The 15,821-nt window shown below is 72.5% G+C and carries 15 protein-coding genes and 1 tRNA gene; 7 read left to right on the top strand and 9 right to left on the bottom strand.

Annotated features, from left to right (window positions below; genetic code table 11):
• Positions 1-153: 153 nt before the first annotated feature.
• Together K8U61_RS16205 and K8U61_RS16200 are read left to right on the top strand one after the other, a co-directional pair.
• Positions 154-1,506, top strand: coding sequence for a sensor histidine kinase (locus K8U61_RS16205; protein WP_224124078.1), 1,353 nt, complete (start codon positions 154-156; stop codon positions 1,504-1,506).
• The gene (locus K8U61_RS16200; RefSeq protein WP_224124077.1) at positions 1,503-2,198 is read left to right on the top strand and encodes a response regulator transcription factor; all 696 of its coding nucleotides are present in this window, start codon (positions 1,503-1,505) and stop codon (positions 2,196-2,198) included. The genes K8U61_RS16205 and K8U61_RS16200 overlap by 4 nt, the downstream gene beginning before the upstream one ends.
• A 113-nt stretch (positions 2,199-2,311) precedes the next feature.
• On the opposite strand, the gene K8U61_RS16195 is transcribed toward K8U61_RS16200, so the two are convergent.
• The 6 genes from K8U61_RS16195 to K8U61_RS16170 form a co-directional block, all read right to left on the bottom strand.
• Positions 2,312-2,719: a hypothetical protein gene (locus K8U61_RS16195; RefSeq protein WP_224124076.1), complete on the bottom strand. Its 408-nt coding sequence runs from the start codon at positions 2,717-2,719 to the stop codon at positions 2,312-2,314.
• A 224-nt stretch (positions 2,720-2,943) separates the two neighbouring features.
• Positions 2,944-3,342, bottom strand: coding sequence for a VOC family protein (locus tag K8U61_RS16190; RefSeq protein ID WP_224124075.1), 399 nt, complete (start codon positions 3,340-3,342; stop codon positions 2,944-2,946).
• Between the two features lie 31 nt (positions 3,343-3,373).
• Entirely contained in the window at positions 3,374-4,048 is a 675-nt protein-coding gene (locus K8U61_RS16185; RefSeq protein ID WP_224124074.1) for an HAD family hydrolase, read from the bottom strand.
• On the bottom strand, positions 4,045-4,833 hold the full coding sequence (locus tag K8U61_RS16180; protein ID WP_224124073.1) for a 3'(2'),5'-bisphosphate nucleotidase CysQ: 789 nt from the start codon (positions 4,831-4,833) through the stop codon (positions 4,045-4,047). Before K8U61_RS16180 ends, K8U61_RS16185 begins: the two co-directional genes overlap by 4 nt.
• A 24-nt stretch (positions 4,834-4,857) precedes the next feature.
• Positions 4,858-5,454: an aminoacyl-tRNA hydrolase gene (pth, locus tag K8U61_RS16175; protein ID WP_224124072.1), complete on the bottom strand. Its 597-nt coding sequence runs from the start codon at positions 5,452-5,454 to the stop codon at positions 4,858-4,860.
• A gap of 34 nt (positions 5,455-5,488) precedes the next feature.
• Positions 5,489-6,166, bottom strand: coding sequence for a 50S ribosomal protein L25/general stress protein Ctc (locus K8U61_RS16170; RefSeq protein ID WP_224124071.1), 678 nt, complete (start codon positions 6,164-6,166; stop codon positions 5,489-5,491).
• A 243-nt stretch (positions 6,167-6,409) separates the two neighbouring features.
• Between K8U61_RS16170 and pepN the strand changes: the two genes are divergently transcribed.
• Together pepN and K8U61_RS16160 are read left to right on the top strand one after the other, a co-directional pair.
• Positions 6,410-8,812, top strand: a complete 2,403-nt coding sequence (pepN, locus tag K8U61_RS16165) for an aminopeptidase N (protein WP_224124070.1) — start codon at positions 6,410-6,412, stop codon at positions 8,810-8,812.
• Positions 8,813-8,841: 29 nt separating this feature from the next.
• On the top strand, positions 8,842-11,007 hold the full coding sequence (locus tag K8U61_RS16160) for a LicD family protein (protein WP_224124069.1): 2,166 nt from the start codon (positions 8,842-8,844) through the stop codon (positions 11,005-11,007).
• A 3-nt stretch (positions 11,008-11,010) separates the two neighbouring features.
• Here the strand turns inward: K8U61_RS16160 and K8U61_RS16155 are convergent, their stop codons facing one another.
• Both K8U61_RS16155 and glmU read right to left on the bottom strand, forming a co-directional pair.
• Positions 11,011-11,991 carry a ribose-phosphate diphosphokinase gene (locus K8U61_RS16155; RefSeq protein WP_224124068.1) on the bottom strand — a complete coding sequence of 327 codons (981 nt, stop codon included), beginning with the start codon at positions 11,989-11,991 and terminating at the stop codon, positions 11,011-11,013.
• A gap of 35 nt (positions 11,992-12,026) precedes the next feature.
• Positions 12,027-13,493 carry a bifunctional UDP-N-acetylglucosamine diphosphorylase/glucosamine-1-phosphate N-acetyltransferase GlmU gene (gene glmU / locus K8U61_RS16150; RefSeq protein WP_224124067.1) on the bottom strand — a complete coding sequence of 489 codons (1,467 nt, stop codon included), beginning with the start codon at positions 13,491-13,493 and terminating at the stop codon, positions 12,027-12,029.
• A 35-nt stretch (positions 13,494-13,528) separates the two neighbouring features.
• On the opposite strand from glmU, the gene K8U61_RS16145 reads away from it, so the two are divergent.
• Positions 13,529-13,981 carry a hypothetical protein gene (locus K8U61_RS16145; RefSeq protein ID WP_224124066.1) on the top strand — a complete coding sequence of 151 codons (453 nt, stop codon included), beginning with the start codon at positions 13,529-13,531 and terminating at the stop codon, positions 13,979-13,981.
• Here the strand turns inward: K8U61_RS16145 and K8U61_RS16140 are convergent.
• Positions 13,970-14,048, bottom strand: a tRNA-Gln gene (locus K8U61_RS16140). The two genes, K8U61_RS16145 and K8U61_RS16140, sit on opposite strands and share 12 nt — an antisense overlap.
• A gap of 44 nt (positions 14,049-14,092) precedes the next feature.
• On the opposite strand from K8U61_RS16140, the gene K8U61_RS16135 reads away from it, so the two are divergent.
• Together K8U61_RS16135 and K8U61_RS16130 are read left to right on the top strand one after the other, a co-directional pair.
• On the top strand, positions 14,093-15,178 hold the full coding sequence (locus K8U61_RS16135) for an ATP-dependent DNA ligase (protein WP_224124065.1): 1,086 nt from the start codon (positions 14,093-14,095) through the stop codon (positions 15,176-15,178).
• 11 nt (positions 15,179-15,189) lie between these two features.
• Positions 15,190-15,759, top strand: a complete 570-nt coding sequence (locus K8U61_RS16130; RefSeq protein ID WP_224124064.1) for a hypothetical protein — start codon at positions 15,190-15,192, stop codon at positions 15,757-15,759.
• Positions 15,760-15,821: the final 62 nt, after the last annotated feature.

Here is a 15,821-nt window from a genome sequence, read left to right as displayed (position 1 = left end):
ACGTGCCGACTCGGGGGCGCAGGCAACACTGCGCCGGTCCGCTCATCGTGGCGTGCCGGCAGCAGCATCGGGGAGCAGTTCATGAGTAGCGGACTACGGGGTGGCCCTGCACGTGGGGGCCGTGGATGGGTAGCGACGGCGGTGGTCGCCGCGGTGCTGCCTGTCCTGCTCGCGCCCTTGCTCGCCCCCGACCTGCGCTCGTGGGAGGGACTGGCCGACGTCAGCCGGATCAGCACGCTGCTGATCGTCCTGGCCGCGGACCTCCTCTTCTACATCGCCTGGCGCGCCACCGGGGGGCCGATCGGCTGGCTGACCCTGGGGCTCACCGCCCTCTCGTTGGACGCGCTGACGCTGGCCGCCATGATGGTGACCGACTCCGACGCCCTCGAGACGCACCGCGCCTGGGCGACGCTCGTGCAGATCGCCAACGCCGTCGGCGTCCTCGTGCTCGTGGCGCTCGCGCGCCGCCGGACCCTGCGGGTCGACCCGCTGGTGGCCGGCATCGGCATCGGCCTGGCCGCGACGCTGACGCGCGCGGCCCTGGTCGGGATCATGCCGTCGATGGGCCTGTCCGACCGCCAGGCGGACCTCCTCCAGCTGGTCAACCTGCTCATGGCGCTGCTGGTCGCGGTCGGGCTGTTCCGGCTCGCGTCCCAGGCGGCCTGGGCGCCGTGGCGGATCACGATCGCGTGGGTGCTGCTGAGCCTGGGCCACACGGCCGCGTATCTGGCGAGCCCCCCGTTCCTCCTGACGGTCGTGACGATCGTGACGGACATCCTCGGCGCGGCGTTGATCGTCTCGGTCGCCGCCGCGCTCGCCTGGGTGGCGCTCCAGGACCAGCGCGAGACGCTGCGCCGGACCCGGCACGAGCTCGAGCTGGTCCAGATGAGCGTCCGCGACGACGCGGCGCGACTGCACGAGATGCGGGCGACGGTCGCGGGGCTGACCTCGGCCGCGCAGCTCATCCGTCGCGAGGACCTCCCCGAGGACCGTCGCGACTCGATCGAGTCGATGATGGAGTCGGAGATGGATCGTCTCCAGCGGCTCCTCCAAGGTTCACCCTCGTCGGAGCCGACCTCCCTGGTCGACCTCGACTCCACGATCGAGCCGCTCGTGGTGCGCCACCAGCTGCGCGGCTCCAAGGTCCGGTGGCGTCCGACCGGCGAGCGCGTCAGCGCCCGTCGCGACGACGTCGCCGAGGTCATCAACGTTCTCCTGGAGAACGCGTTCCAGCACGCGGCGGGGGCTGGAGCCTGGATCTACACCCGCCACATCGACGGTCACGTGGAGGTGGCCGTCGCCGACGCCGGTCCCGGCGTCGACCAATCCGTTCGGCCCCACATCTTCGAATGGGGCGAGCGGAGCAAGAGTTCTGGCGGCAGTGGGATCGGGCTCAACGTCGCACAACAGCTCACCGTGGAGCTCGGCGGGTACTTGCGACTCGTCGACTCCCCCGCCCTCGGGGCGACGTTTGTGTTGGGCCTACCTGCGGAGGACGCACCGTGACACCCCTGTCAGCACGCAAGGACATCCGCGTGCTCATCATCGAGGACCATGCCCTCTTCGCCGAGTCGCTCGAGCTCGCGATGTCGATGGAGGGCTACGACGTACGCCGGGCTCCGGTGCCGTCCCAAGGAGGGTCCATGGGCGCCCTCTTCAGTGCCGTGGCCCGGATGCGGCCGACCATCGCCCTGGTCGACCTCGACCTCGGACCGACCGGCGACGGGGTCCGCCTCGTCGGCCCGCTGGTCGCCAACGGGGTCCAGGTCGTCGTCGTCACCGGGTCGAACGACCAGGCCCGGTGGGGCGAGTGCCTGCGGCACGGCGCCCGCACCGTGCTGGCGAAGACCCGGCCGCTCAACGACATCCTGGCCACGGTCCGGCGGATCACCGAGGGTCTCCCCGTGATCGACCGCCAGGAGCGCGACCGGCTCATCCAGCTGTGGTTCGAGCGCCGGCAGAAGCTGCAGGTGCTGATCGAGAAGCTCCAGCTGCTGACGCCGCGTGAGCAGGTCGTGCTCGGCCAGCTCATGAAGGGTCACCAGGTGCGCGAGATCGCCGAGGACAGCGTGGTCTCCGAGGCGACGGTCCGCACCCAGGTGAAGTCGATCCTGGCCAAGCTCGAGGTCTCCTCGCAGCTCGCCGCGGTCGGGCTCGCGCACGAGGTGGGCTGGCGGCCGCTCGCCGCCGCGGTATGAAGCGCGCCGGCGGGCTCGCCCAATATTGGGCATAAGCGGTCATCGCGCTCGGGGCGTCCTCCCGGGTCCACCACAGTGGGCCCATGAGTGCAGCTCCCGCCGTCGAGGCCGGGTCAGTCCTCGGCGCCGGCCGGGTGCGCGTCCGGCACGACGTCGTCGACCCGGGCCGTGAGCCCGTCGAGCAGCTGCACCACCCCGTCGATCGAGGTCTCGGCCGCGTCGACGACCAGGCTGGCGCCCGCCTCGAGGAGAGCCTCCCAGCCCGGTCCGCGCGGCGTGCTCGCGACGACCATCCACGGGAGGTCGGAGCCGGAGACCACCTCGCGGGCGAGCGCGACGGAGTCGTCGGGCTCGAGCGCGTGGAGCAGCAGCCCCACGCGGCCGCCGTCGGCCGTCCCGGCCGGCGCCGCCGCGTCATGCACCACGGAGAACCCGGCAGCGTCGAGCGCGGCGGACACCGCGTCCGCGATCGCCTGCTGGTCCGCGATGAGCAGCACCGTCGGCCGTGCCGTTCCGGTCATCGTCTGCCTCGCATCCCCAGATCCGCTCACCAGTCGCAGCCTCTCGGGGAGGGAGAACTGCCACCGGCCCTGCTAGTCCCCCGAACGGGTCAGGTACGCATCCCGCCGTGCTCGGTGCACCGCACTGGAGCCTGTGAGTGCGCTGCGACTGGTGAGCCTATGTCTTCACAGGAACGAGTCGGGTTACCGAGGGGTCACGCCTCGTGACAATGTCGTGACCCTGGTCACGACGGGGCGGCCAGCTCCGCCTCCGAGCGCAGCATGCAGAACTCGTTGCCCTCGGGGTCGGCCAGCGTGACCCAACCGCTCCCCGGGCCGTACTTCCCCCGGTGGTCGGCGACCTGGGTGGCGCCGTGGGCGAGCAGGGTCTCGACCTCCTCGTCCCGGCTGGCCGCGCGCGGCCGGAGGTCGAGGTGCAGGCGGTTCTTGCCCTCCTTGACGTCGGGCACCTCGATGAAGAGCAGGCAGTGCCCGGACTGGGGGTCGCGGATCATGCACTCCTCGTGCCCCGGCAGGTTGGGGTCCCCGTCGATGTCGACGTAGCCGAGCACCGGCTTCCACCACTCGGAGAGCTCGTAGGCGTTGCGGCAGTCGATGGTCGTGTGCGAGACGAAGGCGGTCATGGCCCCACCCTGGCCGGACCGCGGGCCACGCTCAATCGGTTTGCCCGGCGGGACGATCGGGGGTGCCGACCCACCCCGCCACCGCCACGCCGTGCCCCGCCAGCAGCTCGGCGAGCCTCGGGTGGCCGTCGGCGAGCTCCCAGCGCTCGGCGGCGAGCCCGACCGACCGGGCACCGTCGACGTTCGGCTGCTTGTCGTCGACGAAGAGGACGGTCGCCGGGTCCGCGCCGATCATCGCCACGGCCTTCTCGAAGTACGCCGGGTCGGGCTTGGCGAGGCCGATCTCGCACGAGTAGACCGCGACGTCGAAGCGGCTCTCGTCGAGGCCCAGCGTCTCGCGCATGTAGCGGGCGCGATGGTGCTCCTGGTTGGTGCCGAGGTGAACGCCGTAGCCGGCCGCGCGCAACCGGTCGACCAGTGCCAGCGACGTGGGGTCGACGACGATCGAGCGCCACATCAGCGCGAAGAGGTCGGCCGGGTCGACCTCGATGCCGTGCCGGAGGGCGAGCCGGCGGAACTCCACGAAGAAGTCGATCTCGCCGGTCATCGCCGGGGTGTTGAGCACCCCCAGGTCGGCGATCAGCTCGGAGGTGATGCGCGCGGCGTAGGGGCCGGCGGCCTCCTGGGGCGCGCCCGGGTGCTGGAGGACCTCGTCGGCGTCGAGGAGGACGTGCCGGATCGCCGGGCCGGTGGCCGGGCCCGTCATCCGGCGGAGGTGACGCCGTGCTCCTTGACGAACGCCACGATGCGCTCGGCGAGCTCGGGCCGGCAGACGATCAGGTCGGGCAGGTAGACGTCGTCCTGGTTGTACTCGAGCGGGGTGCCGTCGATGCGCGAGGTGAAGAGGCCCGCGGCCCGGGCGACCGCGACCGGCGCGGCGGAGTCCCACTCGTACTGGCCGCCCGCGTGGACGTAGGCGTCGGTGACGTCACGGGCCACCGAGATCACCTTCACGCCGGCAGAGCCCATCGGCACCAGCTCGGCGTCGATCTCCTGGGCGAGCGCGTGCACGAACTCCGGCGGCCGGCTGCGCGAGACCGCGATCCGGGGCCGGTCCGAGGTGCTCGGCGGCACCACCGGGGGCGTGCCGGTGTTGAAGGTCTCGCCGAGGGCGGGCTGGGCGACGGCGCCCGCGACGAGGTCACCGTCCTGCCACAGCGCGACGTGGACGGCCCAGTCGTCGCGGGGCACCTCGGAGAACTCGCGGGTGCCGTCGAGCGGGTCGACGATCCAGACCCGGCTGTTCTCGAGGCGGGCCTTGTCGTCCTTGCCCTCCTCGGACAGGACGGCGTCGCCGGGTCGGTGCTCGGCCAGCAGCTCCATGAGCAGCTCGTGGGCGGCGCGGTCGCCGGCGTCCTTGAGCTCACGGCCCTCGAGGCCCTCCTGCCGGACCTCCAGCAGGCGCTCGCCGGCGACGGTGGCCAGCCAGGTCGCGAGGACGTGGTCGTCGGTGGCGGCTTCGGCGGGAGGCGTTCCGGGAGCGAAGGTCATGGGAGTGACCTTATCCAGGGCTGCTCAGCTGTTGAACTTCTGCTGGGTGCGCTCGAGCCCCTCGGTGACGAGCGTCTCGACGGCGTCGGCGGCCGTGTCGACCTGGAAGGGCAGCACCTTCTTCTCGGTCGAGGAGTAGTTGGAGAGCACGAAGTCGGCGACCTCCTGCCGGCCGGGCGGGCGGCCGATGCCGACGCGCACCCGGTGGAAGTCGCCGGTGCCGAGCGAGGAGCGCATCGAGCGCAGGCCGTTGTGGCCGTTGTCGCCGCCGCCCAGCTTGGCCCGCATCGTGTCGAAGGGGATGTCGAGCTCGTCGTGGACGGCGATGATCCGCTCGGGCGGCACCTTGTAGAAGGTGGCGAGCTGCTTGACCGGGCCGCCGGACTCGTTCATGTAGGTCCGCGACTTCATCAGCACGACCCGTGGTCCCGGCGTACCGGGCGCGCCCAGGCGGCCCTCGACGACGTCGGCCCGGCCGGACTTGTGGGCTCGGAAGGGCGAGCCCATCCGTGCGGCCAGCTCGTCGACGACCAGGTAGCCGATGTTGTGCCGGTGGCCGGCATAGGAAGGGCCGGGATTCCCGAGCCCGACCACCAGCCACACGGGGGTGGAGTCGGACATGGGATCCCGGCCCTTTCTTCGGAACAGGTGGAGCTCAGCCCTCCGAGGAGGTCTCGCCCTCGGCAGGAGCGTCGTCCTCGGCGCCGACCTCGTCGACGTCGGCGTCGCCCTCCTCGCGCTCGATGCCGGCCTCGGCCTCGGCCTCCTCCAGCTCGGCCTCGAGGGCCTCGGCGGAGATCTGCTGGGTGACGTTGACGATCAGCGTGTCGGCCTCGGTCAGCAGGGTGCTGCCCGAGGGCAGCTTCAGGTCGGAGGCGTGGACCTGGGTGCCGACCTCGGCGCCCTCGATGTCGACCTCGATGGCCTCGGGGATGTGGGTGGCCTCGGCCTCGATCTGGACGGTGGCGTTCTCGGTGACGACCAGGGTCTCGCGGGCGGCCTCGCCGATGAGGTGGACCGGGACGTCGACGGTGACCTTCTCGCCGCGCTTCACGGCGACGAAGTCGATGTGCTCGAGGTGGCGCTTGATCGGGTCGACCTGAACCTGCTTGGTCAGCGCCAGCTGGGACTTGCCATCGATCTCGAGCTCGAGCAGCGCGTTGGCGCCGCCGTGCTTGAGGGCCATCATCGTGGCGTGGCCCGGCAGGGTCACGTGGATCGGCTCGTTGCCGTGGCCGTAGATGACGGCGGGCACCTTGTCCTCGCGGCGGATGCGGCGGGCGGCACCCTTGCCGAACTCGGTGCGGGCCTCGGCCTGGATCTTCTCGCTCATCGCGTCTGTCTCCTCGTACGTGCTGGCTGATCGTGTGTGTCTGCGTCTCGGGGCCTCGGCGCGACGGCTCGACTCAACCCGGGGGATCAGTCAGCCCTGTCGATCACGGTGCACCACCAGGGGCCTGGGGCGCTCCCTCGCCGAGGCAACCGCACAAGACTAACGGCGATCCGGCGGTGAGGTGAAATCGGAGAGCTTTCGCGGGCAGGGCGGAGTCGGCCGAGGACGTTCTAGGGTCGTCGGGTGCCTTCCTTGACGCTCGACGAGGCGCGCGAGCGCGCCGCCCAGCTCACCGAGGTGGCCTACGCGGTCGACCTCGACCTGACCGACGCGGAGACCTTCGGCTCCCGGACACTGGTGCGCTTCCGGTCCGCGTCGTCGCAGACCTTCCTGGAGCTGACCGGGGCCGTCGAGATCGAGGTCCGGGTCAACGGCGCCGCCGCGGACGCGACGTACGACGGGAGCAGGATCCGCCTCAACCACCTCGCCACCGACGGGGTCAACGAGGTGGAGGTCGACGCCCGCCTCCCCTACGTCACCGACGGCGACGGCATGCACCGCACCGTCGACCCGGCCGACGGCGAGGCCTACGTCGGCGCCTACCTGGGCATGGACATCGCCCACAAGGTCTACGCCTGCTTCGACCAGAACGACCTCAAGGCGTCCTTCGACGTCACGGTCGTCGCCGACCCGACCTGGACCGTCCTGGCCAACGGCCGCACCGTCGAGCAGGACGCCGGGCGCTGGCGGTTCGCCACCACGCCGCCGATCCCGCCGGCGCTCCTGGTGGTGGCCGCCGGCCCCTGGGCGTCGGTGCGCTGGGAGCACGCGGGGCTGGACTTCGCGTGGCACGCGCGGGCGTCGCTCGCCACGGAGCTCGCCCGCGACGCCGAGGAGCTGAAGGCGGTCACCGTCGGCTGCTTCGACCACTACGCCGAGATCTTCGCCGAGCCCTACCCCTTCGACTCCTACGACCAGGCCTTCGTGCCCGGCCTCAACTGGGGAGCCCAGGAGATGCCCGGATGCGTCACCTACCGCGACGAGATGCTGCCGCGTGGCGCGGTCCCCGAGGACCTGCGCCTCCTCCGCACGGCGGTGATCGCCCACGAGATGGCGCACATGTGGTTCGGCGACCTGGTGACGATGACCTGGTGGGAGGACACCTGGCTCCAGGAGTCCTTCGCCGACTACCTGGGCTACCGGGTGGCCGCCGACGGCGCGGGCACGCCCGGCGCGCTGGTCGGCCACGAGGCGCGCGGCAAGCCGGCGGCGTACGACGCCGACGAGCGCCGGTCCACCCACCCGGTCGCGCCGGACCCGGAGGACGTCCCCGACGTCGACGCGGCGATGACGATCTTCGACTCGATCTCCTACGCCAAGGGCAACTCCGTGCTGCGCCAGCTCGCGACCTGGCTCGGCGACGACGCGTTCCTCGCGGGTGTGAATGCCTACCTGACGCGGCACCGCTTCGGCAACGCCACGCTCGCGGACTTCGTCGCCGCCCTCGACGAGGCGTCCGACCGCGACGTGCACGCGTGGGTGGAGGTGTGGCTGCGCCGGACCGGCTTCGACACCCTGCGCGTCGAGCGCGACGGCGACGTCCCGGTCGTGCACCGCGACGGCGTGCGGCCGCACCGGATCCGGGTGACGGCGTACGACGACCAGTGGGTCGAGACCGGCACCGCCTTCGTCGACGTGGCCGACGACCCGGTGCCGCTGCCCGAGCTGTCGGGCCGCTTCGTGGTGCCCAACAGCCACGGCGAGACCTTCGCCCGGATCGTGCTCGACCCGGCCACCGCCGCGGCCGCCGCCACCGGGCTGTGCCGGATCGACGACGAGCTGGTCCGCGGCGTGCTCTGGACGATGTACGTCGACCAGGTGCACACCCGCGCGCTCGACGCCGCGACGTTCGTCGAGCTGGTCGCCCAGCACCTGCCCGGCGAGCGCAGCGTCACCCTGGTCTCGGCGGTGCTGGAGCGCACCCTCGACCGGGTGCTGCCCCTGCGCCTGCCGGCCGCGGCGGTGCCGGGCGCACTCGGCGAGCTGGCCGGCGCGTGCGGCACCGGCCTCCTGCACGCGACCACCCCGGAGCGGGCGCTGGCCTTCGCCGCCGGGGTCGCGGCGACCTCCTCCGACGCCGGCAGCCTGCGCGAGTGGCTCGACGCCGGCGCCGCCGGCACGCTCCCGCTCACCCCGACCCTCCGCTGGGCGGTCGTGCGCCGGCTGGCCGAGCTCGGCGCCGCCGACGCCGACCTGGTCGAGGCCGAGCGCAGCCGCGACCCCGGCACCGACGCCGACCTCGGCGCAGCGGCCGCGCTCGCCGCCCGGCCGACCCCCGAGGCCAAGGCCGGGGCCTGGGCCGTCGCCGCGGACCCGACGGTCGGCAACCGGCTCTTCCGGGCGACGCTCGGCGGTCTCTGGGTAGCCGGCCAGGCCGAGCTGCTCGCGCCGTACGTCGAGCGCTACCTGCGCGAGGGCGCGCGCTGGGCGGCCCGCGGCCAGGCCTTCGCCCAGCAGGTCGGCCACGCGCGGCCCACGATCGAGCTCACCGACGGCCAGGTGGCGCTGCTCGACGAGGTCCTCGCCGGCGAGGTCCCGACCGTGCTGCGACGCGCCTGGGAGGACTGGCGCGACGATCTCGGGTGATCGACCCCGCACTGCCTAGGATCGGTCGGATGGAGCAGTCGGAGCCGGGTGCGAGACCCGGCGCGGTCATCGCGAGCGTCCGGAGCCAGGTCGCCCGCGAGGGCTCCGCGTCGCCGTACGACGACCTCCGCGCGGCGCTCGACGCGCTCCCCCGCAAGGCGCGCCGGCGTCCGCCATGGCTGAAGGCCAGCGTCCAGCTCAACATCGCCCACCACGAGCGGCCCGGGCAGACCCGTCGGCACCTGGGCCGGCTGCGGGACCGGCTCGCGGCCGCGGACCGGCCCGGCGACTACGACCGGTTCTGGGCCGACTGCGTCGAGACGCTGCGTCCCTACGCCCTCGGCCCGCACGGCTACCACCGTGCGCTCGCCAGCATGGACTCGTCGGACCTGTGGGCCGAGGTCGCCGAGCTCGTCGAGCGGCTGCGATCGTACGGCGCGGAGGCGTTCCTCGTGTCCGGCACGCTGCTGGGCGTGGTGCGCGACGGCGACTTCGTCGGCCACGACGACGACGTGGACCTGGCGGTGCTGGTGCCCGGGGACGACGCGGCGTCGGTCGCCGCCGCCTGGCACGACCTGCGGATCCGGCTGACCGAGGCCGGCGTCCTCGAGGCGGAGTTCGAGGCCCGGGGCTACCTGCACACCAAGGCGCGGTCGAGCGGCGGCGTCGGGATCGACCTCTTCCCCGCCTGGGTCGAGGCCGGCCGGGCCTGGGTGTGGCCGCACACGCCCGGCGGGCTGCCCGCCGAGGCCCTGGTCCCGCTCGCCGCCGCCGAGGTCGCCGGGCACACCTTCGCGGTCCCGCGCGACCCCGAGGCGCTGCTCGAGCTCAACTACGGGCCGTCCTGGCGGGTCCCCGACCCGCTCTGGTCCTTCGACTGGGAGGCGGCCCGGGCGCGGTTCACCGACTTCCGCGACGCGATGCTGGTGCACCGCCCGGCGGACGGCCCGCGCCGGTTCGTCATCCACTGCGGCACCTACAAGGCCGGCAGCTCGGCGATCCAGGACTGGGCCTGGGCCCACCACGACGACCTCCTCGCCGACGGGATCCTCTACCCCCGCACCGGCCTGACCTTCGACGAGCCGGAGGTCGGGATCCGGCACGCGCCCCTGGTGTGGCGGCACCGCGACGACCGGGCGCGCTGGGAGGCATTGGTCGACGACCTGGTCGAGGAGGTCCGGAGCTGCCCGGCGCCGACCGTGCTGCTCTCCGCCGAGGCGTGGTCGCGTCCCGGCCACGTCGAGGCGCTCGCCGACCTGCTCGACCGCCTCCGCGCCGAGGGGCTGGTGGAGTCCGCGACCGGGATCCTCTACCTGCGCAACCACCTCGACTACGCGCGGCGGCTCTACCGCGAGCTGACCCGGCGCCGCGGCAACCTCCAGACCTTCGCCGAGTGGCTCGACAGCGAGCCGCAGGTCCTGGACGAGCTCGACATCGTCGAGCGGTTGAGCGGGATGCTCGACGTGCTGGAGGTCGTCGCGTACGACGAGGTCGGCGACACCGCCGCTCACCTGGGCACGCGTGTGGGCGCGACGTACGCCGCCGCCCCGCCGCGGTCCAACCCCGGCCTCGGCGCGCTCGAGACCGAGGCCGTCCGGCGGCTCGCCCTCCGCGCCCCACAGCTGGTCGACGCCTGGCCGGGCCTGGCCGCGGTGCTGCCGCCCGAGCTGGCCCTCGACCCGCGCGGCTTCGAGGAGGTGGCGCCGGATGCGGCCGCGCCCGACGAGGCGTGGTGCGAGGCCTTCGCCCGCCACACCCGCTGGACGACGGCGCAGGTCGAGGCGTTCCTCCGCGCCGACGACCACGGGCGTCGCGACGTCGCCGAGGTCGCGGACCTCCTCGACGGCGCGGTGGTCGGCTGGCTCGACCGGTCGACCGAGCGGGTCGTGCGCACCTGGCTGCCGCCGCACCCGTGGGTGACGTCGCTCGAGCTCGACCCGGTCGACCCGGACCGCACCCGCCAGCACCTCCGCGGCCGCCTCGTCCTGCGCGACGACGCGCCGCCGCTGACGCTCCTGGCGCTGACCGACGCCGGTCAGTTCGCGGAGCGCGCGGACCGTCGTACGACGCCGGCCGGCCGCTTCGTCGTCCCGGGCGTCACCTGGGGCACCGGCGCCCGGATCGACCTGGTCGCCGAGGACCCGGACGGCCACCGGGTGGTGCTCGCGCACGTCACCCGCGAGTGGGGCGGATGACCGCTATGCGTGGCCGTCGAACATCGAGGTGACCGAGCCGTCCTCGAAGACCTCGCGGATGGCCCGCGACACCAGGGGCGCGATCGAGAGCGTCGTCAGCTTGTCGAAGTGACGGTCCGCGGAGATCGGCAGGGTGTTGGTGACGACGACCTCGACGGCCGGGCAGTTCTTGAGCCGGTCGACCGCCGGGTCGGAGAGGATCGCGTGGGTCGCGGCGATCACGACGCCCGCGGCGCCATCGGCCATCAGGGCGTCGGCCGCCTTCGCGATGGTGCCGCCGGTGTCGATCATGTCGTCGACCAGCACGCACATCCGGCCGGTGACGTCGCCGACGACGCGGTTGGCGACGGTCTCGTTGGGACGGTCGATGCGCCGCGACTTGTGGATGAAGGCCAGCGGGGCGCCGCCCAGGCGGGCCGACCAGCGCTCGGCGACCTTGATCCGGCCGGCGTCCGGCGACACGATCGCCAGCGGCTGGTTGCCGTACTTCTCCTTGATGTGGTCCGCGAGGATCGGCAGCGCCATCAGGTGGTCGACGGGGCCGTCGAAGAAGCCCTGGACCTGGTCGGCGTGCAGGTCGACCGCGATCAGCCGGTCGGCGCCGGCGGTCTTGAAGAGGTCGGCCATCAGGCGGGCCGAGATCGGCTCGCGGCCGCGGTGCTTCTTGTCCTGGCGGGCGTAGCCGTAGAACGGCATGACGACCGTGATCCGCTTGGCGCTCGCCCGCTTGAGGGCGTCGACCATGATCAGGTGCTCCATGATCCACTCGTTGATCGGAGCCGTGTGGCTCTGGATCACGAAGGCGTCGCAGCCGCGGACCGACTCCTCGTAGCGGACGTAGATCTCGGAGTTGGCGAACTCGTACGCCGAGGTCGGGACCAGATCGGTGCCGAGCAGCTCGGCGACCTCCTCGGCGAGGACGGGGTGCGCCCGTCCACTGAAGACCATCAGGTTCTTCTCGGTGGTCTTCTTGTAACCCGTCACGGTGGGGCTCCCTCAGTCGCCGGACGTCCTCGCACTCAGGATTCTGCCACGCCCTGTTCACCGTCCGGTCGCCCGCCCGGGCCTTCGGACAGCGCCTCCGCGGCGGCCTGCGCCTGAGCGGTCCCCGGACGCTTCCTCAGGGTCCAGCCCTCGAGGTTGCGCTGGGGCCCGCTGGAGACAGCGAGTGCCCCGGGTGGCACGTCGCGCCGGACCACCGTGCCGGCCCCGGTCCCGGCTCCGTCCCCGATCTCGACCGGGGCGACGAAGGTGTTGTTGGAGGCCGTCCTGGCGTGCCGGCCGATCTTCGTGCGGTGCTTCTCGACGCCGTCGTAGTTGGCGAAGATCGTGCCGGCGCCGATGTTGGTCCCCTCGCCGATCTCCGCGTCCCCGACGTAGGACAGGTGCGGCACCTTGGCGCCGTCGCCGATCACGGCGTTCTTGGTCTCGACGAAGCCGCCGATCTTGCCACCGGCACCGAGGTTCGTGCCTGGGCGCAGGTAGGAGTAGGGCCCGACGTTGGCGCCGCCGCCGATGACGGCCAGCTCGCCGTGGGTGCGGACGACGCGTGCGCCGGCGCCGATCTCGCAGTCCTTGAGCGTGCTGTCGGGGCCGACCACGGCGTCCTCGGCGACGACGGTCGCACCGAGGAGCTGGGTGCCGGGCAGGATCGTCACGTCCGGCGCGAGCACGACGTCGGCGTCGATCCAGGTGGTCGCGGGATCCATGACCGTGACGCCGCCGCGCATCCAGCCCTCGACGATCCGCCGGTTCATCTCCGCGCCCATCCGGGCGAGCTGCACCCGGTCGTTGACGCCCTCGGTCTGCATCACGTCGTCGATCGGGTAGGCGCCGACCGTCAGGCCGTCCTCGCGGGCGATCGCGATGGCGTCGGTGAGGTAGAACTCGCCCTTGGCGTTGTCGTTGCCGATCCGCGGCAGCGCGGAGACCAGGAACTCCGCGTCGAACGCCAGGATCCCGGAGTTGATCTCGCGGACCTCGCGCTGCTCCGGGCTCGCGTCCTTCTCCTCGACGATCGCCTCGACGTCGCCCTCGTCGTTGCGCAGCACGCGTCCGTAGCCGAACGGGTCGGCGACGATCCCGCTCAGGATGCTGACCGCGCCCTGCGACGCCTCGTGCTCGGCCACGAACCACCGCAGCGAGTCGCCGGTGAGCAGCGGGGTGTCGCCGTACGCCACCAGGACCGTGCCCTCGCTGGCGCCGGCGGCCTCGACCGCCATCCGTACGGCGTGGCCGGTCCCGAGCTGCTCCTCCTGCACGGCCAGCACGGCGTCGGGCTCGATCGAGCGGATGTGCTCGGAGACCTGCTCACGCTGGTGGCCGACGACCGCGACGATGCGGCCGGGCTCCATCGCCCGCGCCGCCGCCAGGACGTGCCCGATCATGGTGCGCCCGGCGATCGGGTGCAGCACCTTCATGGTCTTGGACCTCATCCGCGTGCCACCGCCAGCGGCGAGCACGACGACGGTCAGGTTGTTGCCCACGCCGCCCGACCCTAGTCGCAAGTACATTCAGCGTCATGACCCCCGTGGTGACGAGGATCGAGCCCGCCGGGGTCGTGCTCGTCGACGGGTCGCCGGCCGACTACGTCGACGTGTTCACCGTCACCGGGCTCGCGCACGTGCCGCGACCCCGCGACGCCGCCACCCGACTGCTGGCCGGGGCCATGCGCGGCGGTGGCGTCTTCGCCCTCGCCGTCTGGCGCGGGGCGCTCGGGCTGCAGGTGGCGCCGTCCCGGTCCGGCACGGTCGCCGGGTGGACCGTCGTGGCCGACGACGCCGAGCTCCTCGACCTGGTCGCCACGGGCGGCCGGCGGATGCAGGGCCGGATGCTGTTCGAGTCGACCGCGTCCGGCCTCACCTGGACGACGGCACTGCGTTTCGGCCATCCCGTGGCCGCACCGACGTGGCGCGCGCTCGGCCCGGTGCACCGCGCACTGGTGCCGCGGCTCCTCGCGGAGCTCCCCGGGTAGGAGTCGAACCTACGTCGCTAGTCCTGATTCAAAGTCAGGCGGGCCCTGCCGGCAGACCAACCGGGGAACGCGCTCCCGGTGGGAGCGACTGACAAAGACTAGTGTCACCACGTGGACCTCCCCGTCATGCCGCCGGTGCAGCCGATGCTCGCGAAGTCGGTGAGGGGCATCCCCGACCCGGCCAAGCACGACGGTCTGAGCTTCGAGCCCAAGTGGGACGGCTTCCGCTGCATCGTCTTCAAGGACGGCGACGAGGTCGAGCTGGCCAGCCGCAACACCAAGCCGCTGACCCGCTACTTCCCGGAGGTCGTGGCCGCGATGGTCGAGCAGCTGCCCGACCGGTGCGTCCTGGACGGCGAGATCTTCGTGTCGATCGAGCGACGCCTGGAGTTCGAGGTCCTCCAGGAGCGGATCCACCCGGCCAAGTCCCGCATCGACATGCTCGCCGAGAAGACGCCGGCGTCGTACGTCGCGTTCGACCTGCTCGCACTGGGCGATGAGTCGTACGTCGACCGCCCGTTCGCGGAGCGACGGGCCGCCCTGGAGGAGGCGCTCGCGGGGCTGGACGGCCCGTGCTTCCTGACCCGGACGACCACCGACCCGGCCGAGGCCGAGGAGTGGTTCCACCAGTTCGAGGGTGCCGGGCTGGACGGCGTGGTCGCCAAGCCGCTGGGCGCGACGTACCAGGAGAACGCCCGGACCATGCTCAAGATCAAGCACGAGCGCACCGCCGACGTGGTCGTCGCGGGCTACCGCGAGCACAAGACCAGCACCCCCGAGAAGCCGCTGCTCGGCAGCCTCCTGCTCGGCCTCTACACCGACGACGGGCTCCAGCACGTCGGCGTGAGCGCGAGCTTCACGGCCGCGCGGCGGGCCGAGCTGATCGAGGAGCTGCAGCCGCTCGTCGTCCCGATCGAGGAGCACCCGTGGGGGCGCTGGGCGGAGTTCCTGACCGCCAACCCCGACCGGGTTCCGGGCACCCAGAGCCGGTGGAGCCAGGGCAAGGACCTGTCGTTCACGCCGCTGCGGCCCGAGCGGGTGCTGGAGGTCGCCTACGACCACATGGAGGGCCGGCGCTTCCGGCACACGGCGCAGTTCCGGCGCTGGCGCACCGACCGCGACCCGGAATCGTGCGGCTACGACCAGCTGGACGAGCCGGTGAGCTACGACCTGGCTAGAATTTTGAGTGTCGACTGAGGAAGGCAGCAATGTCTGAGAACGCAGCACCGGGCAGCACCGAGGACTACGACGTCGTCCTCCTGATCGAGCAGGCGCTCACCGCGCTGGACGCCTCCCAGGTCCACTCGCTCCACGAGGGGCTGGACGGGCCGGTGACCTACCACGTGCTGCTGCCGCTCGAGGACGCCGCGGCGCGGATCGAGTCGGCGATGGGCTCGCTCACCGCCGGCGACATGCTCGCCACGCCGACCATGCCGATGAGCGAGGTCGACCTCGAGGCGGTTCGCAAGGACTGCGAGGACCGCTCGCACTCCGAGCTCACCAGCACCCTCGAGGCGCTGCGCGCGAGCGGCGCGACCGCACGCGGCCAGATCGTCACCGACCCGCCGATCGACGCGCTCGCCGCGAAGGTCGCGGAGGTCGACGGCCGCGAGGCGATCATCCTGACCCGCCCGCACGTCGTCGCGGAGTTCTTCCACGTCGACTGGACCTCCAAGGCCCGCCGCAAGCTCGGCGTACCCGTCCTGCACCTGCTCGAGCACGAGACCTTCGACGAGCAGGCCGAGGGCTACGGCGAAGAGGGCGTGACCGGGCTCTAGCTCGAGTCGTAGGTTCCGGACACTCGAGTCGGAGGTTCCGGACGACGGTCGTGTCCGGAACA

This window comes from Nocardioides mangrovi, from assembly GCF_020073815.1.
Classification (GTDB): domain Bacteria; phylum Actinomycetota; class Actinomycetes; order Propionibacteriales; family Nocardioidaceae; genus Nocardioides; species Nocardioides mangrovi.
This window is presented reverse-complemented; position numbering and strand designations above follow the sequence as displayed.

Coding starts and splice junctions, on each gene's coding strand:
- K8U61_RS16195 (WP_224124076.1), bottom strand. CDS start 2,719: ATGACCGGAACGGCACGGCCGACGGTGCTGCTCATCGCGGACCAGCAG.
- K8U61_RS16190 (WP_224124075.1), bottom strand. CDS start 3,342: ATGACCGCCTTCGTCTCGCACACGACCATCGACTGCCGCAACGCCTAC.
- K8U61_RS16185 (WP_224124074.1), bottom strand. CDS start 4,048: ATGACGGGCCCGGCCACCGGCCCGGCGATCCGGCACGTCCTCCTCGAC.
- K8U61_RS16180 (WP_224124073.1), bottom strand. CDS start 4,833: ATGACCTTCGCTCCCGGAACGCCTCCCGCCGAAGCCGCCACCGACGAC.
- pth (WP_224124072.1), bottom strand. CDS start 5,454: ATGTCCGACTCCACCCCCGTGTGGCTGGTGGTCGGGCTCGGGAATCCC.
- K8U61_RS16170 (WP_224124071.1), bottom strand. CDS start 6,166: ATGAGCGAGAAGATCCAGGCCGAGGCCCGCACCGAGTTCGGCAAGGGT.
- K8U61_RS16160 (WP_224124069.1), top strand. CDS start 8,842: ATGGAGCAGTCGGAGCCGGGTGCGAGACCCGGCGCGGTCATCGCGAGC.
- K8U61_RS16145 (WP_224124066.1), top strand. CDS start 13,529: ATGACCCCCGTGGTGACGAGGATCGAGCCCGCCGGGGTCGTGCTCGTC.
- K8U61_RS16130 (WP_224124064.1), top strand. CDS start 15,190: ATGTCTGAGAACGCAGCACCGGGCAGCACCGAGGACTACGACGTCGTC.